Here is a 22,423-nt window from a genome sequence, read left to right as displayed (position 1 = left end):
TTATTTCTGTTTAGTAGTCTTTTTCTTTTAAAAAGCTTTAAATTTATCTAAGATTCTGATTTTTAATTGTTAATGTATTTTAAATTGTAAAGATGAAACTCCAAAAGCTACTTTTTATGCTCGTGTTATTCTGTTTTTATAACTGTAAAAGCAAAGAAGAGCAACAAGCCGAAGTCTTAAATTTTATAACCGAAGTTAATTTATTGGTGGATAAAATTGAAGCTACCAAAGAAAAAATGCAACGCATTGAAATTTTATCAAAAGATTTGAATAGTGACCAAATAAAGGAAAAATGGTCTAAAATCCATTTTTATTTGGAAAAAGGAAAGGTTTGCCGAATTAAAACATATCCACATGAAGAAAATTCAAAGCAAACGGATGAGTTTTATTTTGATAACGATCAGCTTGTTTTTGCCATATTACAAGATAACGGAGATCAAGACACAAGTAAGCAGGAACTGAATTTTGGGAGAATGTATTATTTTAAAGATGATGAATTGGTCAAAGAAGTTATTCATTCAGAAAAAAAGGATAATGAATTAAAAAGTGCTGAAAGTAAAAGATTATTAGAGGAAGCAAATGAATATTTGGAACTATTAAAAAAACAACGAATAGTTTAATTTCTAAGACAAAGTCATAGAAGTATTGTGAAGCCAATAGTAACGCTTGTGGAGCCATCAGTAACTCTTTTGAAGCCAATAGTAACGCTTGTGGAGCCTATAGCAACGCTTGTGGAGTCAATAGTAGCGCTTGTGGAGCCATCAGTAACGCTTGTGGAGCCTATAGCAACGCTTGTGGAGTCAATAGTAGCGCTTGTGGAGCCATCAGTAACGCTTGTGGAGCCAATAGTAGCGCTTGTGGAGCCTATAGCAACTCTTGTGGAGCCAACAGTAACTCTTGTGGAATCAATAGTAACTCTTGTAGAGCCTCTAAATTATTGATAATTACCTAATGCAGTTCAAAATATCGGTTGGGATAATCCGAAATAATTCCGTCAACCTTCATTTTGATGATTTGCTGCATGTCTTTCTTGTCGTTAACAGTCCACGGAATTACTTTGATGTTTTGTTGGTGAAGTTGATTTACTTTCTTCTTATTAAGAAGTTTATAGTACGGACTGTAAACATCTGGTTTAAAGCCTAACAGTTTTAAGTTTTCATCAATACTGGATTCATTTTCAACCAATAAAACAGTTCTGAATTCAGGATAGGTTGTATGTAAATGTTGTAATGTTCTCACATCAAAAGATTGGATGTAAACCCTATCTTGAATGTTTTTTTCTTTAATCACCGCAATCATTAAATCTACAAATGCTGCTGGTTTAGGATGAAATAGCGCATCCGTTTCACTAGTTGTTTTGGTCTCAATGTTATAGTGTATTTTCTTGCCAGGATGTTTAATTTTTATGTAATATTCGACTGAATCAATTACTTCTGAAAGCAATGGTTTGTAAGTCTTAATTTTTTGTTGTTCTAAAAACCTCGGATGAACTTTGCTGCCACAATCGTATTGTTTAATTTGCTCATAATTCATTTGATACAAATTGTAACTTTTTTCATTTTTCTCTTCAATTTCCTTTCCGTTTAAATCCAATGCTATTTCATACGATAAAAAAGGTTCGTGCGACAACACTACTTGGTTGTCTTTTGAGATCACTACATCCATTTCTAGAGTGGTAACACCTAAGTCAATTGCTTTCAACATGGCTTGAATGGAATTTTCAGGAAGTAGTCCTCGACAACCGCGATGGCCTTGAATGTCAAAATCTTGTGCCAATGCCAAATAAGGAAGTAATACGAAAAGGTAAATGAATTTCATTATAATTTTTTTAATACGTCAATCAAATAATCAATGTCTTCGATGGTGTTGTAATGGGAAAGTGAAATGCGAATATTGGGTTTTCTCAATAATTCTTCAGGAAGAAAAGCTTCTAAAACATGAGAAGGTTTAACACTGCCAGATTGGCATGCGCTTCCTCGGGATACCGCAATTCCATTCATGTCCAATTGAAACAATAGCATGCTTATTTTACTTTCATCAAAGGGTAAAATGGCATTAATAACATTGTAGAATGTTTCTGAAGGATTTCCAGCAAAAGTGACTTCGGGAAATTCCAATTGCAGCTGTTGAATTAAGTAGTCTTTTAATTCTGAAACTGCACTTTTCTCAACGGGCATTGATTCGATGGCGATATCCAATGCTTTGGCCATGCCAACGATATTATGAACACTCTCGGTACCGGCACGAAGTCCTTTTTCCTGTTCTCCGCCCAATAAAATAGGGTGCAGAACAATTCCTTTTCGGATGTAAGCAAAACCAATGCCTTTCGGGCCATGAAATTTGTGTGCACTTGCCACTAGAAAATCGATGGGCAAACTAGTTAAATCTATTGGCGTTTTGCCTATAGATTGAACAGTATCGGTATGAAAATAGGCATTGGATTCTTTACAAAGCTGTCCAACTTTTTCCAAGTCCAATAGGGTACCAATTTCATTGTTGACATGCATTAAGCTTACCAATGTTTTTGTATTCTGGGATAATAATTCCTTTAAATGATTGTAGTCGATTGTTCCGTCTGACAAAATTGCAACGAAATCAACTTGAATACCGAATTGTTTTTCAAATACTTCAACAGTATGTAAAACAGCATGATGTTCTATTTTACTGGTAATGATTCGCTTTACACCTAAATCACGAATGGAGGACAAAAGAATAAAGTTATTGGCTTCTGTTCCGCAGGAGGTAAAGATGATTTCTTGTGCGTTACAGTTTAAGTTTTTGGCAATATTCTTTCGTGATAATTCAATTAGATTTTTAGAATTTCTTCCAAATGAATGAGATGATGACGGATTGCCGAAATTTTCGGTGAGCACTTTGGTCATTTCCGTAATGACTTCATGACGCAACTGAGTTGTTGAAGCGTTATCTAAATAGACGTTTTTCATAAGGTTCAAATTTAGCAATTTTATATCTTTGGAAACAAAATCTTCGAATTGAAAAAAATACTTCTATTATCCGATACGCACAGTCATATTGATGATGCTATACTGAAACATGTAAATTGGGCCGACGAAGTTTGGCATGCCGGTGATATTGGCAATTTGGCAGTTACTGATTCGATTAAAAAGCACAAACCATTACGTGCTGTTTATGGTAATATTGATGGGGCAGAGGCTCGACTGGAATTCCCTTTGCATAACCGTTTCTTGTGTGAAGGTGTTGATGTTTGGATAACACACATTGGAGGTTATCCCGGAAAATACAATCAGGAAATTAGAGATGAAATTAAAAAGAATCCACCTCAATTGTTTATCTGTGGCCATTCACATATTTTAAAAGTGCAATTTGACAAGTCACTTAATTTATTGCATATGAATCCCGGTGCAGCAGGTAAAAGTGGGTTTCATCAAGTACGAACGATGCTTCGATTTGTGATAGATGAAGATAAAATTAAGGATCTTGAAATTGTAGAATTAGGAAAAAAATAATTATTCCTGGACTTTTACAATGATGTTGGTTCCTTCTCCTTCTTTGGATTTGATCGTCATTGTGCCATTCATGTTTTTAACACGTGCACGAATTTGGGTAAGACCAAAACCTTCCGATTGTCTGATATTGTCTACATCAAATCCTTTTCCGTTATCGGTTATGGTGAATGTAAAATCATTTTCTTCTGATGCTAATGTAAGATAAGCTTCAGTTGCACCACTATGTTTGATGATATTATTGATTAACTCGGAAACGATGTAATAGATTTTTATTTCAAAATCCGGATCAAACTTTTTGTCTTCTGAAATGGTAGATTTATAGTAGAAAGTTAATAGGGAATTGGAATTGTTTTCACATAAGTCTTTTAGTGCGAATTGTAAACCGAACTTGACCAATAAAGGAGGTATTAACTCGTGGGATAAATCCCTTACCTTATCGTGTGCTTGTTTCAGTAATGAACGTGTTTTTCTTAAATCCGATCGTTGTTCCGGTGTTAAAGAAGATTCGAATGCCGAAAGATGCAAACCAACTGAAGAGAGGGTTGCACTTACGTAATCATGTAATATTTGTGAAATTTTATTTCGCTCCTGATCTTGTCCGTCCAAAGTAGCACTAATGATATTATATTGAAGATTACTGTCGATATCTTTAATTCTGTTTTTTTGTTTTAACAGTAAGTTTTGGTAATAAAAATAAAAGATCACTCCAGATAACAATAGCAAGAACGCAAGTAATAAAGTAATCTTCTGGTTACGTTTCTGTTTCTCTAAAATGTTCTTTTCTTTTTCTTTAAATTCATTGGCCGCTTTATCGAGCTGGTATCTGGTTTCAATTTCTTGTGTAGCTTGTTCCACTTTTCCGTTGAGGATTAATTCCACAAAATCCAAATACCTATTAGTGTACTCCAAGGCATTTTTATAGTCGCCAATTTTTTCATAAGCATAGGAAATGTTCAAAAGGCATTGTGAAACATTTTTGTGGTCTTCGTTATTGGGATATAACTTCAATACTTCTTTGTAAATTTTAATGGTTTCCTGATAGTTTTTATCACCTTCCATTAAACAAAGCGCATAGTTGATTTTTCCAATAGCTATTTGTTGTTTGTTTTTGCTTGACTCAGCTATTTCAAGCGATTTACGACTGAAAAACTTGGCAAGTTGATATTCTTTTCTGCCAAAGTGGTATTTGAAAAAGTTGTTATTAACTTTAAAATGTTCCGATAAATCAGTTGATCCTTTACTGTAAAAAGCCACTTTGTCCAAATAGTATTTTGCACTATCCGACTCAATCATAGAGTGAAGTCTGTACAAGCCTTGATAGGCTTTAGAAAGCAAATCTTTCTTATTTACTTTTTCGGCAATGTTCCGGGCAAGATACAAGTGTTTTTTTGCCTTATTAAAGGCAAAAGTAGTCGTGTATAAGTTTCCTATTTTCCAATGGATGGATACTTGTTTGTCTTTCAGGTTTTGGGCTTCGGCAATTTCTCTGGATTCGTAAAGAATTTTTATGGCATTTTCATAATCACCGAACTCTTCATAGAGTAATGCCTGTTCCAATTTCATGTCGCAATATTTTTCAAACTGATTCGTTTTTAAATAACGTTCTGTTTGTTTTCGAACATAATTGATGGCCTTTACAGGTTTGTTTTTTTCCTTGTAATATATAATAGAGTCTATCTCGGGTTTCTCCTTTTGAAACCCGAAACAGAATGTATTTAAAAATAAAATTATGTAGATAGAATTTTTCAGAAGTAAGAATTAGTCAGTTACAATAGCTGAAGGTTTTTTGATAACTACACCTGATGCTTCATACTGTTCAAATTTGAAATCCAAACCATTACCTATCATGTTTACGATTTCACTTTGTTCGATGAAAGTGCTAGATGGTTGAGTTTCTTTAGGGTTTAATCTAATTTCAATGGTGTATTTTCCTCCAGACAAATCTAAATTGTAATTACAGTTGTCGGGAATGTTGAAAATGATTCTGAATTGTGAACTGTTTTCTTTTTCATAGGTGTAATCACCCAGCATTGTGTAAGTAGCCATGCAATTTTTGGTTTTAGTTAATATTAATTAGATTGTGTTTGGTTGCGAAAAGAACTAGTCCAACTGAACTTTTGACTTTTAATTTTTTCATTAAGTTCTTACGGTGTGTTTCAACTGTGTTCGGACTGATGTTTAATAATTCCCCAATATCTTTACCGCTTTTTTCCTCGCAAATATATCCTAATATTTCTAATTCACGTGTGGTAATATTAGAAATAACATCTTCTATTCTTAAGGATTCACGGTTATTGTTTTCGGTAAAAATGTCAAATATTTTATCCTTTATATTGGCAGAAAAATATTGACTTCCTTGTGCTACCGTCATGATGGCATCCAAAATACTTTCACCGGCACTTTGTTTTGTTAGATAGCCACTAGCACCGAGTTTGATTACTTCTTTAATGAGTTTGGGATCATCATAGCTTGATAAAACAATTACTTTACAGGTAAATCCTTTTTCGTTGAACTCTCTTAGCACTTGAATACCATCTTTTTCCGGCATGTTGATATCCATTACTAAAATGTGTGCGTCGTTTTGAGCCACTCTTTCTACCAAACCATCACCGTTGAGAGAAAAGCCGACAACTTCAAAAATGGGGTTGGTTCTTAGAACCGCTAACAATCCGTCGATTAAAACTTGGTGATCATCAGCCAGGTGTATTTTGATTTTGGTATCCATAGTATGTTAAGTATGTTTTTCAAAAGTAAACGATTAATAGTTTACTTGAAATACTCTTAATTAATGATTTTTATATCACTAATTTTAGTGAGAAAACTAATTAAAATTAATGAAAAAAAACAAGGTAAAATAAAAAAGCTAACCAAATTTGGTTAGCTTTTTTTTCGCACTAATAAACTAAGATGATAGGTTTATCTTAATCGATCCACAGATTTTACGAGATCTTCGTCCTTTTTGATGGCTCTATTAGCTAAAGCTAACAGAAAGATAGATAGAACAGGCAAGAACATCCCAATACCCTTCTCCGAAACCGAAGTTTCTCCAGATACGCTTAGTGTACGATACACAAATAATCCTAGTAAAATTAAGTTCAATATCATATTCAGTCTGTTCATCACAAACTGTTGTTGTCTCTTTTTATAAGTCATTAAACTCATGATTGCTAAAGCGGCACTCAAGCCGAACAATACCGTATAGATTATGTTTGACATAAAAAATACTTTGGTTGCTTTAGCACCATTTTCAATCCATAAATAGAATACAAATGGTAGTACAGCACTTACCACAAATGCAAAAAACAAATAAACGCTTTGAATTCTTTGTAACATTTTTAAAAATTGAGAAGCAAAAATAGCGTATCTTTTTATAAAAAACTATTGTTTACTGAAATAAAATTCGTAATATTGCCCTAACAATCCGTAAGCACTTCATACTTCGGAACATAGAATTCAAAAAAACCTCATACAATTTATTCCCTTAATTAAATCTAACAACATTATATGTTTGATATTTCTGTTTTAAAAGAAATGAAGCTTTCTGAGCTACAGGAAATTGCGAAGATTGCCAAGATTAAAAGCTTTAAAACTCTTAAAAAAGAGGAGTTGGTATATCAAATTTTAGATTATCAGGCTGCTAATCCAGATAAAATCGCACCCGAAGCTACAGCTAAAGTTGAAAAAGAAATACCTTCCAAATCAAAAAGAGTCAGAATAACCAAAGAGGCTAAACAGGAAAATAAACCTACAGAAGCGAAACCTCCGGTTGAAAAAGTGACTGAACCTCAAGTTTCTCTTTTTGAAGAACCCAAAGCGGAACCAATTGAAAAGAAAGAGAAGGAGTTCAGAAACAACAAAAATCAAAAGAACAATCGTTTTCAAAAAAACAAACAGAAGACTACTGCAACAGAAAACGATACTCCAAAAGTAGAATTACCTGCTACTGAAACTGAACAAGAAACACCAGTTGTTCAAGTTGCAAAAGAAGAAACTCCTGCTTCAGAAGCAGAAACACCACAAGCTTCTAATAATCCTAAATTTAATAAACACAAAAAGACAACTAATTTCAGAGAACCCGATTATGAGTTCGAGGGAATTATTGAAAGTGAAGGCGTTTTGGAAATGATGCCTGATGGATATGGATTTTTGCGTTCATCAGATTATAACTATTTAGCATCTCCCGATGATATTTATTTGTCGACTTCACAAATCCGTTTGTTTGGTTTAAAAACAGGAGATACTGTAAAAGGAGTGGTTCGTCCTCCTAAAGAAGGAGAGAAGTATTTTCCATTAGTGAAGGTATTGAAAATTAACGGACACGATCCTCAAGTGGTTCGCGATAGAGTTTCTTTTGAGCATTTAACTCCAGTATTCCCAACAGAAAAATTCCGTTTGGCTGAAAAAGGGAGTTCAATTTCAACTCGTATCATTGACTTATTTTCCCCGATTGGTAAAGGACAGCGCGGTATGATTGTGGCGCAGCCTAAAACGGGTAAAACTATGTTATTGAAGGACATTGCCAATGCAATTGCAGCGAATCATCCAGAAGTTTATTTATTGGTTTTACTAATTGATGAGCGTCCTGAAGAGGTTACCGATATGCAACGTAGTGTGCGTGGAGAAGTAGTGGCTTCAACATTTGATAGAGAACCACAAGAACACGTGAAAATTGCCAATATTGTACTGGAAAAAGCAAAACGTTTGGTAGAATGTGGGCATGACGTAGTTATTTTATTGGATTCAATTACTCGTTTGGCACGTGCTTATAATACAGTACAACCAGCTTCAGGAAAAGTCTTGAGTGGTGGTGTAGATGCCAATGCATTGCAAAAACCAAAACGTTTCTTCGGTGCGGCGCGTAACGTTGAAGGTGGAGGTTCATTAAGTATTATAGCAACAGCATTAACCGAAACAGGTTCTAAAATGGACGAAGTTATCTTCGAAGAATTCAAAGGAACCGGTAATATGGAATTGCAATTGGATCGCAAGATTGCCAATCGACGTATTTTCCCTTCTGTGGATCTTACTTCATCTAGTACTCGTCGTGACGATTTATTATTGGATGAAAAGACAATTCAACGTATGTGGATTATGCGTAAATATTTGGCGGATATGAATCCAGTAGAAGCAATGGAATTTATCAATGATAGATTCAAGAAAACAAGAAATAATGAAGAGTTCCTCATTTCGATGAACGATTAAGTATAAAAATCCCGAAGAGTACCTTCGGGATTTTTTATGCTTTATTTTTTCTCAAAACCTTTTCGAGTCATTTCACCCCAACCTTTGTTTCCTTTAATTTTTTCCCAATTCCCTCTTATTGCAGCATAAACCGTGAATGGATGAAAAATGATGGCTTCTAGATGTGCAATAAAAATTAGTTTTCGTAAATCTTTGAATGTATTGTATTTTCTGAAAGTTGCTTCTTCGGTATAAATGGCTAACATGGAAAACATAACAGAAAATACATATACCATTAGAACCAATAAAAGAAAGAAATGCCATTTTAAGGCTCCAAGGCAAATGAATAGGATAGTAATTAGTAATCCAAAACATTCAATTATTGGAGCTAAATATTCGTATAAAAACCAATAGGGATAACTCAACAGACCAACGGTTTTGTATTTTGGATTTAAAAACATTTTGCGATGAATCCATAATGTTTCCATCGTACCTCTTGTCCATCGACTTCTTTGTTTTCTTAAAATTTCATAGCTTTCAGGTGCTTCGGTCCAACACAAAGGGTCGGGAATATACTGTACTGCATATTCCATTTTCCGATCCATCATATACCGTCTCATACGAATCACTAATTCCATGTCTTCTCCAACCGTTTTGGTGTTGTATCCTCCTGATTTCACAACAATCTCTCGATCAAACATTCCAAAAGCACCGCTAATTAATAGTAATCCGTCTAATTTTGCCCAAGCCATTCTTCCTAAAAGGAAAGCTCTTAAATATTCTAATACCTGAATGCGAGCCACCCAATTTTCGGGAGCATTGACTTTAATTAACTTACCGGATTTGATTACACAGGAATTGGCTATTCGTACTACACCACCAGTAGCAATAATCCTTTTCTCCGATTTTTCTAAAAAAGGTTTTGCTAATTTTAACAATACATCCTTATCCATAATACAATCGACATCGATACATACTACATAAGGATTTTTAGAAATATTAATCCCTGTATTAAGTGCATCAGCTTTACCACCATTATGTTTATCAACCACCACTAATTTGGAGTAGGAAGGATTTGTAGATTTATAGATCGCTTTGACTTCTTTAGTTGGTAGTATAGCTTCGTATTTTTGATCTACAGCTACTAATTCGAAGGCATGGATTAGAATTGGTATAGAATCATCTTTGCTACCATCATTGACTACAATCACATCAAAATTATTATAGTTGATAGAGAGTAACGATTTTACATTTTCTTCTATAGTTCTTCCTTCGTTGTAGGCAGGAGCCAGTAAAGAAACTTTGGGTGTATCTGGTAAAGCCAAAAGTGCATTATAATTTACAAAACGGTTTTTCTTATGATAGGCTTTTAATGCATAGGCAGAAATAAGTGCCAATAGGATATAAGAAACCATTACCGAAATCGCAAAAAGCAAAATCAGATAATTAAAAATATGGATGGTGGTATCTAACCAATGGATTCCTGTCATAATGCTTCGTGTATAGTGTTTAACTGTGTGGTGATAGCACTTATTTTAGATTGAATAATTGAATTGGGATTTTTTTGAACCCAATGTTCCAATGCATTAGAATGTTGTACCAACTGGAAATACTGAATAATCCGTGCAGCCAATAAAACAATACTTTCATTTTTACTTGTAAGCAGTAATTCAATATTTTCCGGAGCTTTCATTTTATCACGTTTAACTACATATAAAATGTTACTCTGTGTCCAATCATCGATATAAATTGGGGAATCTTTCAACTTGATTAATTCATTCAATCCTTTCAAAAGAATCACACCAATGAATGCTTCTTTCTGTACAATTTTTTTGGAATGATCCAGTTTAGAATAAATACTTTGATACGCTTCCTGATAGTTTAAATTGGAGAGATCTCGTATTGCTTCCACTACTTTGGCCCAGTTTAAGGAATCCATTTTTTTTAAGGAATACTGAACCAAATTCGATTCAACATAAAACTCCTCCAGTTTTTGCTTCAATTCGCCGGTATAATTTCGGTGAAGCGAATTGATTGACTTTAAAGTCATTTTTTTAATTAACTTGGTTGGAATGATTACGTTTTTAAAAACATCGGATGCTTCTGTAACTGTTCTATTTTCTTCAAATAGTAATGTAAAAAAGAGTTGATCTATTTTTTTTTGGTACACCGCTTTCAATTCTGTTTTTTTGATTCTTTTATAACGATTGATATAAGTAAGAACAAAAAACAACAAAAATGTGACCGCAAACAAAGCGATTAGTGTGAGCAGTAGTTGAACTTGAAAGTCGTAATGTGAAAAATCGGTTGTGAACATTATCGATTCATTAAAAGCGTTTACTTAAATTGATTTGAAAAGAATATCTGTTGCGGTACTGATTTGGAATAAACTCTTCTCTTTCATACATAAAAATTGGTTGTATGAAATAATTTTTTTCTATTCTGAATTTACCATTTATTCCTAATCTGTAAGCATTTAAACGTTGAAAAGTTGCATTATTTAGAAAGAAATATGGTAGCGATCCGTATTGTAGATCAAATTGTAGGTAAGATTCTGTGGTTTCAAAATTGCGTCTGACGTTTAGTATACTCGATGACAACCAATCGGTATTCGTTTCTGCCAAATAGTGACGGTATTCTATTTTCCAATTTTTAGCATACAAGCCTAAATGTCCGGTAACCAATAAAGTTTTGTTGTCTTTATCGAAAAAGAAGTATCTGGAACCAATAGACGTACTTATTTTTTGGAAATCCTGAAAGAATTCGGCCCCAATTTTATACTGTGGGAAAATACCATTGTCTCCAGCAAATCCTGAATTTAAATACAAATAACTTTTGTTTTTTATTTTCAGATAAGCCTCAATTTCCGTTTGAAGTTCCTTATTGAAATTGGTTATTCCGTAATTAATTCTACCTATTAATGTATTTCGGCCAATTTTTCTTCCATATTCAATAGTTGAACTATGTAAGGCTGAATTAGAATCCTCAAAATCGGTAAACAAATGACCAACAGTGATTGTGTTTTTCTTTTTCTTTAGAATTTGTGTTTCTAAATAAGCAGCATCTTTTTTTAGTTTTGAATCCCCAGAAATTGTTGCTAATTCATCTAAAGCTTCACTATTTCTATCTTGTTTTTCTAGTGCTAAAGCTTCGTGTAAACTATAAAAATCACGATTGTTGGGAAATTTACTTTTGCTTTCTCTTGACTTTTGAATTACAGCATCATATTGTTCTAAAGCCAATGCAGTTTTAATCCATAAATCATTAGCTTCAATAGAATTGGGGTTTTCTTTTAAAAATAGATCCAATTCTTTTTGCGCAGTTACTGTATCACCGGACCAAAAATACAATTGACATAAGTAGAATTGATAGTTACTATTTTTTGGAAACATTGCAATGTTTTTCTTGGTCGATGCAATTGCGTCTAAAAAATCTTGTTGAGTTGGTTTTGCAGTAATGCCATGCGGATCATCCTGTGACCATGAACTGGAAGAAATAAACAAACAAATTAGCAGTGGAGTAATGGACGTTAATAATTTACGAAATGACATCAGGAAGAAATTAGTTTTTCTATTCGTTTTAACAATACTTGAGGACTAAATGGTTTAGCAATAAATTCATCGGCACCCAAATCAAATACTTCCAATTCTGTGTTTTCAACTCCGGAAGATGTCAATACAATAATTGGTATTGCACTTTCAGGAATTTGTTTGCAGGCATGAATCACTTGTTTTCCTCCGGCAAAAGGTAAATTCAAATCCGTTATAATGATATCAATATCAGTAGAATTGTTTTTAATATAATCAATAGCATCAAGTCCGTTGTCAAATTCTTCAACATCAAATTCTTTCGATCTCAGAAAAAACGCCAATGATCTGCGTAACATATCTTCGTCTTCAATAATTACAATTTTCATATATTTTTAGTTCTTAATAAGTAGTTTATTTATCTCTAGGTTAATGGTGTTCAATTGATTTTTCAGTTGTTGAATATCCTTGTCAAGAGTATCCAAATCAGATCCGGTTTCAATTGTATCTAAAATGGAAACATCGGCTCCTATAACACTAAATGACGATTTCAATTTGTGTGCTGTTCTTTGAATGTGCTTTAAGTTGTTTTCGGATAAAAAAGTAAGCATCAGTTCAAGATTTTCACCGCTTTGTTTTTGAAATAAACGAAGCATTTCTTTTAAGAAATTAGTGTCATGCGCTGCTAATTCTTCAAGATATTCCAATGAAATAACAGATTCGGAACTTTGCGTTTCGATACTATCATTGGATTGATTTGGATTGGTTTTCCCGAAAGCCCATGAATCGATTTTTGCTAACAATTCCTCTTTTTTGAAAGGTTTGGAAATATAATCATTCATATCCAATGCCAAACATCGCTCTCTTTCTTTTATAGTTGAGTGAGCTGTGATGGCGATAATGGGCGTCTTTAGTTTTAATTCGTTTCTTAGTATTGCTGCTGTTTCGTAACCATCCAATTCAGGCATCTGAATATCCATTAGAATTACATCATACTCTTTTTCTTTGAGTAGTTTCAAACCTTCAATACCGTTATTGGCGATGTCCAATTGATGATTGGTATTCAAAAAAATCGCTTTCATCAAATTCTGATTCATTTCATTGTCTTCACACATCAAGACCCGGGCAATTTTTTGAGTATTCGTTGCTGTCGTTAGATGAGTCAAAGTTTTTTCTTTTGCAGTGGCACTTTCGGAAAATGGAAGGCTGAATGTAAATGTTGATCCTTTGCCCAAATTACTTTTTACAGCAATATGTCCACCTTGTTTTTCAACAAGAAGTTTACAGATGTTCAATCCGAGTCCGCTTCCACCAAATTGTCTCGAAGTATTTTCTTGTGCCTGTGAGAAGCGTTCAAATATCGAAAACAATTTATTCTCAGGTATACCAATACCGGTATCGGATACTTCAAATTGTAATAGAGTTGGTTCCTGCAGAAATACATTTAGATGAATGGTTCCTTCTAAAGTAAATTTGACAGCGTTACCCAGTAAGTTCAGCAAAATTTGAGTAAGTCGATTTCGGTCGCCAATGATATATTCGGGTACGCTGGTCGCAATCGATTTGGAGAATATTAAATTCTTTTGTTCTGCTTTGAGCATGAGAATAGAGAAGACATTCTCAATGGTTTCATACAGATTAAAAGAATTGGAATCTACCTGAAATATCCCCGCTTCAATTTTAGATAAATCCAAAATATCATTAATTAAAAACAATAAATTATCTCCGGATGTTTTAACCGATTTCAAGTAGTTCAGCTTTTTCTCATTGGTTTCCTCATCCAAAAGCAAATCGGTAAATCCTAGAACAGCATTAATAGGCGTTCGTATTTCATGACTAATATTGGCTATGAAATGGTCTTTTTGGATATTGAGCTCATCAGCTAATAATTTTGCCTTTTCCAAAGCCCGTTGCGCATTGATTTCCAAAGTAATATTTTGGGCAATTTTTGTAATCTTAACAACTTCGTTTTCAGTATTTAGAATAGGGCTATATGAAGCTTGAATCCAAATTTCATTGCCATTTTTATGTTTTCGTTTGAATCGTCCCGATTTAAAAACACCTGCATTTAATGAGTTCCAAAACAAATAATTGTTCTTTTCTTCTTCTGTATCATTTAAAAGTATTTTATGGTGTTGTCCTATTAACTCTTCTTTTGAATAGCCTATGATTTCTAAAAAACTATCATTTGCATATTCAATAATACCTTTTGGAGAAAATTCAATAATCGCATTTGATTTGTCAATGGCTTTGAAAAGTATGTTGTAAGCCGCTTCGGTAGTTTTGATTGTTTCTTGAGCTTCTTTTATTTTCTGCTCCAGAAGATTTTTTACTTCACTAATTAATTGGTTGTTCTTTTTCGAAATGTCCAATAAGTGCATTACCTGTTTGGCAATAATATCCAGCGCTTTTTTTTGTTCTTCCGAAAGTTTTTTTGAAACCCCGTCAAATGAACAAACAGTACCAATTGTGTGTCCTGTATCTGAAATCAATGGGACTCCGATATAAAATCGTACTCCGTTTTCGATATGTACGTGTGGATTATTAATCAATCGATCATCTTCGAGAGTATTAGAAATTTCAAGCATGCTGCCACTTGAAACAACATATTGACAAATGGTTTCTTCATACGGAACTTCGGTGTCGTTAGTTCCAATTTTGGCTTTATACCATTGTTTTTTATCGTCTATAAAAGAAATTATGGCAGCGGGTGTCTCACAAATGATTGATACCAATTTTGCTAAGCTGTCAAAACTATCTTCAACAGGTGTGTCCATTATATCGTAGGATAATAATGCCTTTAGTCTTTCTATGTCGTTTCTGGAATCACTCATTGTGATAGGCTGAAATTTTATTATTTGGGCGTGTCCCTTTGGGCCGGGCTGTTCGTTACAATCTTTTTTACTTCGGCTTCGCCTTCATAAAAAAGGATTTTCACTGCCATCCCTCACGCATACTATCTCGTAAAAACCAAAGTAGTTCCCTTGGACAAGTTGGCATCAAATGCATAGCCTTCATAGTTGAAGCCTTTCAATTCGTCTAAAGTTTCTACATTATGATCAATGATATATCGTACCATCATTCCTCTGGCTTTTTTAGCAAAAAAAGAGATCATTTTTAATTTACCGTCTTTATAATCTTTAAATTCAGGAGTAATTACCGGAACTTTCAATTTTTTCGCATCGAGTACACTAAAATATTCGTTACTCGCCAAATTGATAAACAATTCGTTTTTTTTCAATTCTTTGTTTATGGCAGTAGTTAGTGTTTCTTTCCAATACCCGTAAAGATTTTTTGATTCGCCAATTGCTAAAGAAGTTCCCATTTCCAATCGATAGGGTTGAATTAAATCCAAAGGCTTCAAGATACCGTACTGACCTGAAAGTATTCTGAGTTTGCTTTGTAATGTTTCTAATTTTTCTTCTGGAATAGAGTAGGAGTCCAATCCTTGGTATACATCTCCATTAAATGCAAAAACTGCCGGACGAGCATTTTCTGGGCTAAATGGAGTTTTGAATTTTTTATTGCGTTGCCAGTTTAATTCTCCCAAAGCTGGTGAAATATCCATCAGTTCCGACAAATCCTTGGGCTTCAAAGTTTTTAAAACCTTTACAATTTCTTTCGATTGTTTCAGGTAACTAGGTTTGGAGAATTTTTCAGTAGGAAGATTTTTTTCAAAGTCTAGCGATTTAGCTGGAGAAATAACAATTTTCATGAATGTTTTTTAAATGTTTTCGTTTCACAAATATAAAGATACCGGTATTTATAAATTCTATAATTACAATATGAAAAAAAAATCCCTAAATAGGGATTTTTTATGATGGGGACAAAAAAGTATGGGATTAGTTTGGTAATACAACCGTATCTACAACATGTATCACACCGTTCGATTGATAAACATTGGCAATAGTAACCATTGATTTACCACCTTTTTCATCTGTGATGACCAAGTTTTTACCTTCCATAGAACATATTAATTTACCACCTTGTACTGTGGTTAAATTAGCTTTTCCTTTGCCTTCTTTTATAGCTTTTTCAATTGCTTTACTATCCATAGAACCAGCTACCACATGGTATGTCAAAACGGCTTGTAATGTCGATTTGTTTTCAGGTTTTAATAAAGTTTCTACTGTACCTGCAGGTAATTTTTCAAAAGCGGCATTGTTAGGAGCAAAGACAGTAAAAGGCCCTTTACCAGACAATACTTCAACTAATTCTCCCGCTTTTACTGCAGCAACAAGTGTTGTATGGTCTTTCGAATTAACGGCATTTTCTATGATGTTTTTGGTAGGATACATAGGAGCTCCTCCTACGATTACATTTTTTTGAGCATTAGACGTTGTACTCATCATTAGGATAAATCCTAAAATAACCATTGATGCAAATTTTTGTGTTTTCATGTTTTGATTTTTTTTATTTAACTCATTTACGCCAAGAGGTTACTTTTGGTTTTTGATAATTACCGTTTTAACATTTATTTAAGAATTTGTAGTATATAAGATGTTTCTTATAATTGTTTTATGCAGTTATTTTTTATCGCTTCATCGAGTATTTTAAAAAAAGGATAAATACTACAAATCAAAATGGTAAATTAGTCGCTAAATGATTGATTTTCATTTTCTTTTGCTCTAAATGTAACGCCACTAATTGCATAGCGAGTATATCCATACATCTTAAATTCGGGTATTGTTTTCCAAAAACAAACAAATAAATTTTTATGAATTTAATAGATTTGTTATGGATGTAAACTTACCTCAAACCAGTCGCTTTTCGAGCTTTTTTTATTTTAGTATATTCTTATTTTCTTCTCTAATCTACGGACAGGCATCTGTTTTTACGGATAGAGATGATTACGTACCAGGACAATATGTTGTTGTTACAGGTTCAGGTTGGCTTCCTGGAGAAACTGTTCAGTTGCATTTTGATGAAACACCACAAGTGTGTACTGCAGACCATAATCGTTATACAATTGCTGATGAAAATGGAAACATTAATTATGCTCAGTTTTTGATAAATGAACGTCATTTGGGCGTCACATTCATATTGACTGCAACCGGTGAAACTTCAGGATTAACCGCTCAAACAATTTTTACGGATGGTAATGTCAGAATAAAAACCAGCGAAAGTACAGCAAGTCTGATTTGGAATGTTTTTTCAGGTGGATCATGTTCTGGATCATCAACTTCTTCAGGATCGGGAACTGCAACAACTTCAAATGGTTCTACTTTTACAAAACTAAATAATTCAACAAGTACTTCATTAAGAGTTGAAGCTGCGGCCACTGCTGCAAATGGTAGTGTTTTCAGTTCATGGAGCGGACCGGCCGGTGAGTTTACCGTAGATGCTTCTAATCCAAGAATAATCTGTATTCCATCTACAGCTAATAATGGGATACAAGATTTCACTATTAATTATATTTCATGTATTTCACCTTCTATAGGTACTCAACCTATAAATCAGGTTATAACCTACGGTTCGAATGCCAATTTTTCAATAGTTGCCAATGGAAGTGCTACACTTTCTTACCAGTGGCGTTTAAGTACAGATAACGGGCTTAATTATAACAATATTACAGGAGCTAATAGTTCGACTTTATCAATTAGTAACCCTTCTGTCTCAATGAGTGGTTATTTATATAGAGTAGTTGTTTCCAATAGTTGTGGTACTGTTACAAGTACTACAGTTTCATTGACAGTCAACAAAGCCGATGCGAATATAACTGTGAATGGTTACACCGGTGTTTATGATGCTCAGGCACATGGTGCTTCGGGCTCAGCAACGGGTGTAGGCGGAGTGACTTTAACCGGATTGGATTTGGGAGCTTCGTTTACTGATGTTCCAGGAGGAACGGCACATTGGACGTTCTCGAATCCGAACTATGAAGACGAATCGGGCGATGTATCCATAGTGATTAACAAAGCCGATGCGACTATAGTAATTATGCCGTATTCAGCTATTTATGATGCTCAATACCATACTGTATCAGGAACTGCAACCGGTATTATGGGAACCAATTTGAATTCAGGTTTGAGTTTTGTAACGACTTTTAGAAATGTTCCCGGAGGATCCACGGTTTGGAATTTTAATGGAGGTATCAATTACAATAATGCTTCAGGTTCGTCATCGGTTGTTATAAGTCCGAAAGATTTAATCGTATCAGCTTCAGGAATTAATAAAATTTATGATGGTTCAACTGCAGCAGCAGTAAATTTGTCATCTGATAAAATTGCAGGTGATGCCTTAATTCCTTTGTATACCAATGCTTATTTTGCCAATTCGAATGTTGGAACATGGACTGTAAATGTAAATGGAATTACTATTGAAGGGGCGGATAAAGACAATTATACATTAACAAATACAACTGCTGTAACGTCGGCATCAATCACTTCAGCTAGCACTGCATTGAGTCTTCAACTTAGCGCAGCGAGTGTGCGATATATGGATAATCTGACTTTTACAGCTAAAATAATTCCATTAAACTCAGGAAGTCCTTTAACAGGTTCAGTAAAATTTACAGTAAATGGGGTGGATTATGGAACTTATCCTGTAGTACCAATACCTGGTGCAGCGGACGGATCAGTTCAAGCGATGGTTAGTAAACAAATTGTGAATTTACCGGGAAATTATATTGTAAAAGCAGAGTTTTTAAGTGGCAATGTCAATTATGAAGGCAGTTATCAGGAAAAAGCGATTGTAATAATTGCTAGAAATGCAGCGCCATATAACGCAACTGGATATTATACTGGCGATTTGTTTGCATGGACAACTGGACCAAACACGAGTACGGCAACTCTAACTATGTCAGCTGTTATAAAAGATAATAATATTCCGAAAGGTGATGTAAGAGGTGCTAAAGTTAGTTTTTATATTGTAAATGGATCAACAATGTCACCAATACCAAGTGCTCAAAATTTACCCGTAGGGCTTGTAGATGTTTCAGATGGAAGTTATGGTTCAGCTAGCGCTATCGTTCAATTGAATATTGGTTCGGCCAATGCAGCAAGCTTTCAAATTGCTGTGAAAGTAAGTGGTGCCTATGAAAATAATCCATGGTCAACTCTTTCTCAGTGTATTGTAACGGTATCTAAGCCAGTTCTAGGAGGTTATATTGTTGGTGGTGGAAATCTATTGAATTCCAATTCTTCGGGCTATGTGAAAGGTGCGAATGGGCAATTAACAGGATTTCAGTTTGATGTGCAATTCAATAACAAATTAACCAATCCGCAAGGTAAGGCAATGATTTATATATCTAGTTTCAATAAACCTGACGGGACTTTAGACAATAAACTGCATACCTATATCATTACAACCAATGCGATTTCACTTTTGAATATAACGCTCCCAAAAGCGCAGTTTAGTAGTAAAGCCAATATTGTTGAGCAATTGGAAAATGGTACTATTGTAGCGCTTGAAGGAGGTGCAGCATTTCAAATGTCAATGACGGATAACGGAAATAGTATTTCACAAAAATCGATTGGGATAACATTAAATCGTAAAGCTGGAGGTGTTTGGTTTTCAAGCAATTGGAATTTGAGTCAGTCCAAAACCATTGAACAACTACTAAACGGTGGCTCTTTACAAGTTCGAACTTCATCAAGTACCACGTCAAGAGAGGAATCCGATCAACCAATTGAAGAAAATGAAAACATTGATTTTAGCGTTATAGTGTATCCTAATCCTACGAATAACAAATTCCAATTTGAAGTTAATAACGACTGGAGTGGATTGACAACAGTTAAAGTTTTCGATCTTTCCGGAAGATTTGTCCAACTGATAGAAAGACGAAACGAGAAAGAGTTTTCTTTTGGTGAGGATTTGCCACCCGGAGTCTATTTAGCAGTAATTGAGCAAGAAAAAATGTTAAAAAAAATAAAACTAGTAAAACAATAAAATTGAGAAAGTCCCGCTTTTTGCGGGACTTTTTATAAAGGTTTTGGCTTTATTTCTTTGGTAGAAATGGCTGATACCTTATTTTCTTTATTGATTGTTACAGTAAGTTCGCGCATGAAATATTTTTTTTCATAATCAATTTTGTATCGGAATATATAATCATCGGATGATTTGATATACGTAATATCAATAAGTTTGATGAAATTGAATTTTCCATTCCTCTGGCGGATTTTTTTACAGGTAGCTGATATTTTATCTAGCGTAGCATTTTCTATAACTTTTTCTGTAGCTTCTTCTTTTGAAAAGGGTTTGAATCTAGATGTATTACAAGATTCAAGCAGTCGCGTTCCTAAATCAAAAGCTCTATTTTTCTTTATAGCTTCTACTTTGCTGGATTCGACAATGACTGCCGTATTTGATGTCTTTCCAGTTTTACAGGAAATAACAAGCAATAGCATAAAAAGGGCAAATTTGTATTTCATTTAAAACGTTTTAGATACAACGCTTTAAAAATGAGTATAGTATATAGGTGTAAAAAACAGATAATATATTAATGTATTTTTTTTGGTGCATAGGAATGCATGATTTGTAAGAACATTTCTTTTGTCATCGGTTTCACTATAAAATCAATTACAGAATTGATTGATTTTGATTTTTGGATATCAATAGGATCAATAGAAGAGGAGATGATATAGATGGGTATTTTTTTGGGCAGTTTGGACTGAAGATCCATATACGCTTTTAAAAAACCCCAACCATCCATTACAGGCATGAACAAATCCAATAAAATGATGTCCGGCAGTTTTTTCTTATCAACACTAACGGATTCTAAAAATTTAAGGGCATCCAATCCATTCGAAAACACATCTATTTCTTTCACAAGATGTGTATCCGAAATTATTCTGTGAGTCAGATACTGAAAAATTTTGTCATCATCAATTAAACAAACATTTTTAATTTTTCCCATGTTTCCCCATTTTATATAGTTGAACTGTAAATATACTTCCTTGATCGATGTTACTTTTTACCTGTATGTTGCCACCTGATGCTTCTACATGAATTTTGGTTATGAATAACCCAAACCCTTTTGCTTTTGGATGATCGTGGAATGTTTTATGAAGTTTGAATACGTCATTTTTATTTTTTTTGAGGTCAATTCCCAATCCGTTATCTTTTACTTCAATACAAATCCATTCGTCTTTTTTATAACTGGAGATGTGTATTTTTGGACTTCTTAGTGGCGATCGGTATCTTAAAGCATTACTGACAAGATTTTTTATGATTGAACTAATATACTTCTTCGAATAGAAAATATTTTTTACCTCTGTAAAATCAACTGTAATAATCGCTCCTGTGGATTGTATTTCTTCGTCAAATTGGACTTTTATTTTCTCAACAATCCTATCCAAATCAATCAAATTCTTTTTGATGGTTGAATCCATTTTGATTTGTGTAGCGTCAACTAATTCTTCAAAGGTTTGCTGTAGCTTTGCAATGATTGGTTTTTGCATCTCAAAATAGCTGAGCTTTTCCTCAATAGTATGATTTTCGGCAAGCATTTCGCCCAAAAGCAAAAGATTACAAAGTGGCGCTCTCAGATTATGGGATATAATTTGGCAAAACTCCTCCAATTGTTTTTTTTGATTGGATATTTGAGTGAGCAATTCATTTCGTTCATTTAATTTTCTCTTGAGTTCAGCTTCAGTTTTCTTAAGTTTTGTAATATCAGATGAAAGTATCAGAATTCCCTCCGGAGCAGGCTGTATACTCAATTCAAACCAACCTTTGGAACCATCCGGGAAATCAAATTCTGAAGGGATTTCCAAAGGAATACGCTCTATCATACATTGTTGTAAACATTTGAACATTTCAGTAGATTCAATCCCCGGATATTTTTCCATCATCGTATGTCCTAAAAGTTCTTTTTTGGTTGATTGACCTTGAATCACAATAGATTTGTTTACATAAAAATAACGCCAGCCGAAGTCGATAACTTGAACACCTTCAATCATGTTATCGAAAACGGCGTACTTCTGATGGGTTAAATCAAACCCGTCTTTTACTGTATATGGCATTTTTTTCACGATAGCCAAATTTATATTACGATATAAGAATGCTGATTTTTTAATAAGGCGCATAAGTGATCATAAAAACACATTATTATGATACTTGCGAGATAAATGTAATGTGAATTGTAACTTACCCAACTTAAAATTAATTCATTATGGGTTACTTGTTGTAAGGTTTTGCCGTATAAAGTGTTAAAGCAGAGTGGATTATAAATAAAAAATCTTAGCTATTCATGAAGTGTTTAGCTAAGATTTTAAAAAATGTTAT

The 22,423-nt window shown here is 33.9% G+C and carries 21 protein-coding genes; 5 read left to right on the top strand and 16 right to left on the bottom strand.

Features of this window, described 5'->3' with window-relative positions; translation table 11 throughout:
• Positions 1-116 precede the first annotated feature (116 nt).
• Both ACS8MM_RS03515 and ACS8MM_RS03510 read left to right on the top strand, forming a co-directional pair.
• A complete protein-coding gene (locus ACS8MM_RS03515) occupies positions 117-620 on the top strand; it encodes a hypothetical protein (protein ID WP_379713082.1) in 504 nt (167 codons plus the stop codon).
• 27 nt (positions 621-647) lie between these two features.
• Positions 648-941, top strand: a complete 294-nt coding sequence (locus ACS8MM_RS03510) for a hypothetical protein (protein WP_379713080.1) — start codon at positions 648-650, stop codon at positions 939-941.
• Positions 942-948: 7 nt separating this feature from the next.
• Here ACS8MM_RS03510 and ACS8MM_RS03505 read toward each other — a convergent pair whose 3' ends face one another.
• Together ACS8MM_RS03505 and ACS8MM_RS03500 are read right to left on the bottom strand one after the other, a co-directional pair.
• On the bottom strand, positions 949-1,818 hold the full coding sequence (locus ACS8MM_RS03505; protein ID WP_379713078.1) for a glycerophosphodiester phosphodiesterase: 870 nt from the start codon (positions 1,816-1,818) through the stop codon (positions 949-951).
• Positions 1,818-2,945: a cysteine desulfurase family protein gene (locus ACS8MM_RS03500; protein ID WP_379713076.1), complete on the bottom strand. Its 1,128-nt coding sequence runs from the start codon at positions 2,943-2,945 to the stop codon at positions 1,818-1,820. The genes ACS8MM_RS03505 and ACS8MM_RS03500 overlap by 1 nt, the downstream gene beginning before the upstream one ends.
• 48 nt (positions 2,946-2,993) lie before the next feature.
• On the opposite strand from ACS8MM_RS03500, the gene ACS8MM_RS03495 reads away from it, so the two are divergent.
• Positions 2,994-3,488 (top strand): metallophosphoesterase family protein, encoded by a 495-nt coding sequence (locus tag ACS8MM_RS03495; protein WP_379713074.1) that lies wholly within the window; start codon positions 2,994-2,996, stop codon positions 3,486-3,488.
• On the opposite strand, the gene ACS8MM_RS03490 is transcribed toward ACS8MM_RS03495, so the two are convergent.
• The 4 genes from ACS8MM_RS03490 to ACS8MM_RS03475 form a co-directional block, all read right to left on the bottom strand.
• Positions 3,489-5,051 carry an ATP-binding protein gene (locus tag ACS8MM_RS03490; RefSeq protein ID WP_379713072.1) on the bottom strand — a complete coding sequence of 521 codons (1,563 nt, stop codon included), beginning with the start codon at positions 5,049-5,051 and terminating at the stop codon, positions 3,489-3,491.
• A 195-nt stretch (positions 5,052-5,246) separates the two neighbouring features.
• A complete protein-coding gene (locus tag ACS8MM_RS03485; RefSeq protein ID WP_379713070.1) occupies positions 5,247-5,534 on the bottom strand; it encodes a hypothetical protein in 288 nt (95 codons plus the stop codon).
• 13 nt (positions 5,535-5,547) lie between these two features.
• Positions 5,548-6,213 carry a response regulator transcription factor gene (locus tag ACS8MM_RS03480; RefSeq protein ID WP_379713068.1) on the bottom strand — a complete coding sequence of 222 codons (666 nt, stop codon included), beginning with the start codon at positions 6,211-6,213 and terminating at the stop codon, positions 5,548-5,550.
• A gap of 191 nt (positions 6,214-6,404) precedes the next feature.
• Positions 6,405-6,821 carry a DUF4293 domain-containing protein gene (locus ACS8MM_RS03475; RefSeq protein ID WP_379713066.1) on the bottom strand — a complete coding sequence of 139 codons (417 nt, stop codon included), beginning with the start codon at positions 6,819-6,821 and terminating at the stop codon, positions 6,405-6,407.
• A 171-nt stretch (positions 6,822-6,992) separates the two neighbouring features.
• Between ACS8MM_RS03475 and rho the strand changes: the two genes are divergently transcribed.
• On the top strand, positions 6,993-8,690 hold the full coding sequence (gene rho / locus ACS8MM_RS03470; RefSeq protein ID WP_379713064.1) for a transcription termination factor Rho: 1,698 nt from the start codon (positions 6,993-6,995) through the stop codon (positions 8,688-8,690).
• Between the two features lie 41 nt (positions 8,691-8,731).
• On the opposite strand, the gene ACS8MM_RS03465 is transcribed toward rho, so the two are convergent.
• From ACS8MM_RS03465 to ACS8MM_RS03435, 7 genes are all read right to left on the bottom strand, one after another.
• Positions 8,732-10,159, bottom strand: coding sequence for a glycosyltransferase family 2 protein (locus ACS8MM_RS03465; RefSeq protein WP_379713062.1), 1,428 nt, complete (start codon positions 10,157-10,159; stop codon positions 8,732-8,734).
• Complete coding sequence (locus ACS8MM_RS03460; RefSeq protein WP_379713060.1) at positions 10,156-10,986, bottom strand: hypothetical protein; 831 nt, start codon at positions 10,984-10,986, stop codon at positions 10,156-10,158. The genes ACS8MM_RS03465 and ACS8MM_RS03460 overlap by 4 nt, the downstream gene beginning before the upstream one ends.
• A gap of 10 nt (positions 10,987-10,996) precedes the next feature.
• The gene (locus ACS8MM_RS03455; protein WP_379713058.1) at positions 10,997-12,220 is read right to left on the bottom strand and encodes a YaiO family outer membrane beta-barrel protein; all 1,224 of its coding nucleotides are present in this window, start codon (positions 12,218-12,220) and stop codon (positions 10,997-10,999) included.
• Positions 12,220-12,585 carry a response regulator transcription factor gene (locus ACS8MM_RS03450; protein ID WP_379713056.1) on the bottom strand — a complete coding sequence of 122 codons (366 nt, stop codon included), beginning with the start codon at positions 12,583-12,585 and terminating at the stop codon, positions 12,220-12,222. The genes ACS8MM_RS03455 and ACS8MM_RS03450 overlap by 1 nt, the downstream gene beginning before the upstream one ends.
• Positions 12,586-12,591: 6 nt before the next feature.
• A complete protein-coding gene (locus tag ACS8MM_RS03445) occupies positions 12,592-15,030 on the bottom strand; it encodes an ATP-binding protein (RefSeq protein ID WP_379713054.1) in 2,439 nt (812 codons plus the stop codon).
• A gap of 122 nt (positions 15,031-15,152) precedes the next feature.
• Positions 15,153-15,911 carry a peroxide stress protein YaaA gene (yaaA, locus tag ACS8MM_RS03440; protein ID WP_379713052.1) on the bottom strand — a complete coding sequence of 253 codons (759 nt, stop codon included), beginning with the start codon at positions 15,909-15,911 and terminating at the stop codon, positions 15,153-15,155.
• Between the two features lie 127 nt (positions 15,912-16,038).
• Entirely contained in the window at positions 16,039-16,596 is a 558-nt protein-coding gene (locus ACS8MM_RS03435; RefSeq protein WP_379713050.1) for a fasciclin domain-containing protein, read from the bottom strand.
• A 337-nt stretch (positions 16,597-16,933) separates the two neighbouring features.
• On the opposite strand from ACS8MM_RS03435, the gene ACS8MM_RS03430 reads away from it, so the two are divergent.
• Entirely contained in the window at positions 16,934-20,086 is a 3,153-nt protein-coding gene (locus tag ACS8MM_RS03430) for a YDG domain-containing protein (protein WP_379713048.1), read from the top strand.
• Between the two features lie 32 nt (positions 20,087-20,118).
• Here ACS8MM_RS03430 and ACS8MM_RS03425 read toward each other — a convergent pair whose 3' ends face one another.
• From ACS8MM_RS03425 to ACS8MM_RS03415, 3 genes are all read right to left on the bottom strand, one after another.
• Positions 20,119-20,568, bottom strand: coding sequence for a hypothetical protein (locus ACS8MM_RS03425; protein ID WP_379713046.1), 450 nt, complete (start codon positions 20,566-20,568; stop codon positions 20,119-20,121).
• Between the two features lie 68 nt (positions 20,569-20,636).
• Positions 20,637-21,053 carry a response regulator gene (locus tag ACS8MM_RS03420; protein ID WP_379713044.1) on the bottom strand — a complete coding sequence of 139 codons (417 nt, stop codon included), beginning with the start codon at positions 21,051-21,053 and terminating at the stop codon, positions 20,637-20,639.
• On the bottom strand, positions 21,040-22,161 hold the full coding sequence (locus tag ACS8MM_RS03415) for a PAS domain-containing sensor histidine kinase (protein ID WP_379713042.1): 1,122 nt from the start codon (positions 22,159-22,161) through the stop codon (positions 21,040-21,042). The genes ACS8MM_RS03420 and ACS8MM_RS03415 overlap by 14 nt, the downstream gene beginning before the upstream one ends.
• Positions 22,162-22,423 lie beyond the last annotated feature (262 nt).

The organism is Flavobacterium sp. MAHUQ-57 (genome assembly GCF_051908335.1).
Taxonomy (GTDB): domain Bacteria; phylum Bacteroidota; class Bacteroidia; order Flavobacteriales; family Flavobacteriaceae; genus Flavobacterium.
The sequence above is the reverse complement of the archived record's forward strand: the minus strand, read 5'-3'. Positions and strand labels throughout refer to the sequence as shown.

Bases quoted from the DNA above. Each gene is read 5' to 3' on its own strand.
- ACS8MM_RS03415 (WP_379713042.1), bottom strand. From the start codon at position 22,161: ATGCCATATACAGTAAAAGACGGGTTTGATTTAACCCATCAGAAGTAC.
- ACS8MM_RS03425 (WP_379713046.1), bottom strand. From the start codon at position 20,568: ATGAAATACAAATTTGCCCTTTTTATGCTATTGCTTGTTATTTCCTGT.
- ACS8MM_RS03460 (WP_379713060.1), bottom strand. From the start codon at position 10,986: ATGTTCACAACCGATTTTTCACATTACGACTTTCAAGTTCAACTACTG.
- rho (WP_379713064.1), top strand. From the start codon at position 6,993: ATGTTTGATATTTCTGTTTTAAAAGAAATGAAGCTTTCTGAGCTACAG.
- ACS8MM_RS03450 (WP_379713056.1), bottom strand. From the start codon at position 12,585: ATGAAAATTGTAATTATTGAAGACGAAGATATGTTACGCAGATCATTG.
- ACS8MM_RS03515 (WP_379713082.1), top strand. From the start codon at position 117: ATGCTCGTGTTATTCTGTTTTTATAACTGTAAAAGCAAAGAAGAGCAA.
- ACS8MM_RS03505 (WP_379713078.1), bottom strand. From the start codon at position 1,818: ATGAAATTCATTTACCTTTTCGTATTACTTCCTTATTTGGCATTGGCA.
- ACS8MM_RS03435 (WP_379713050.1), bottom strand. From the start codon at position 16,596: ATGAAAACACAAAAATTTGCATCAATGGTTATTTTAGGATTTATCCTA.
- ACS8MM_RS03475 (WP_379713066.1), bottom strand. From the start codon at position 6,821: ATGTTACAAAGAATTCAAAGCGTTTATTTGTTTTTTGCATTTGTGGTA.
- ACS8MM_RS03465 (WP_379713062.1), bottom strand. From the start codon at position 10,159: ATGACAGGAATCCATTGGTTAGATACCACCATCCATATTTTTAATTAT.
- ACS8MM_RS03445 (WP_379713054.1), bottom strand. From the start codon at position 15,030: ATGAGTGATTCCAGAAACGACATAGAAAGACTAAAGGCATTATTATCC.
- ACS8MM_RS03480 (WP_379713068.1), bottom strand. From the start codon at position 6,213: ATGGATACCAAAATCAAAATACACCTGGCTGATGATCACCAAGTTTTA.
- ACS8MM_RS03455 (WP_379713058.1), bottom strand. From the start codon at position 12,220: ATGTCATTTCGTAAATTATTAACGTCCATTACTCCACTGCTAATTTGT.
- ACS8MM_RS03500 (WP_379713076.1), bottom strand. From the start codon at position 2,945: ATGAAAAACGTCTATTTAGATAACGCTTCAACAACTCAGTTGCGTCAT.
- ACS8MM_RS03485 (WP_379713070.1), bottom strand. From the start codon at position 5,534: ATGGCTACTTACACAATGCTGGGTGATTACACCTATGAAAAAGAAAAC.
- ACS8MM_RS03490 (WP_379713072.1), bottom strand. From the start codon at position 5,051: ATGAAATTGGAACAGGCATTACTCTATGAAGAGTTCGGTGATTATGAA.
- ACS8MM_RS03430 (WP_379713048.1), top strand. From the start codon at position 16,934: ATGGATGTAAACTTACCTCAAACCAGTCGCTTTTCGAGCTTTTTTTAT.
- ACS8MM_RS03420 (WP_379713044.1), bottom strand. From the start codon at position 21,053: ATGGGAAAAATTAAAAATGTTTGTTTAATTGATGATGACAAAATTTTT.
- yaaA (WP_379713052.1), bottom strand. From the start codon at position 15,911: ATGAAAATTGTTATTTCTCCAGCTAAATCGCTAGACTTTGAAAAAAAT.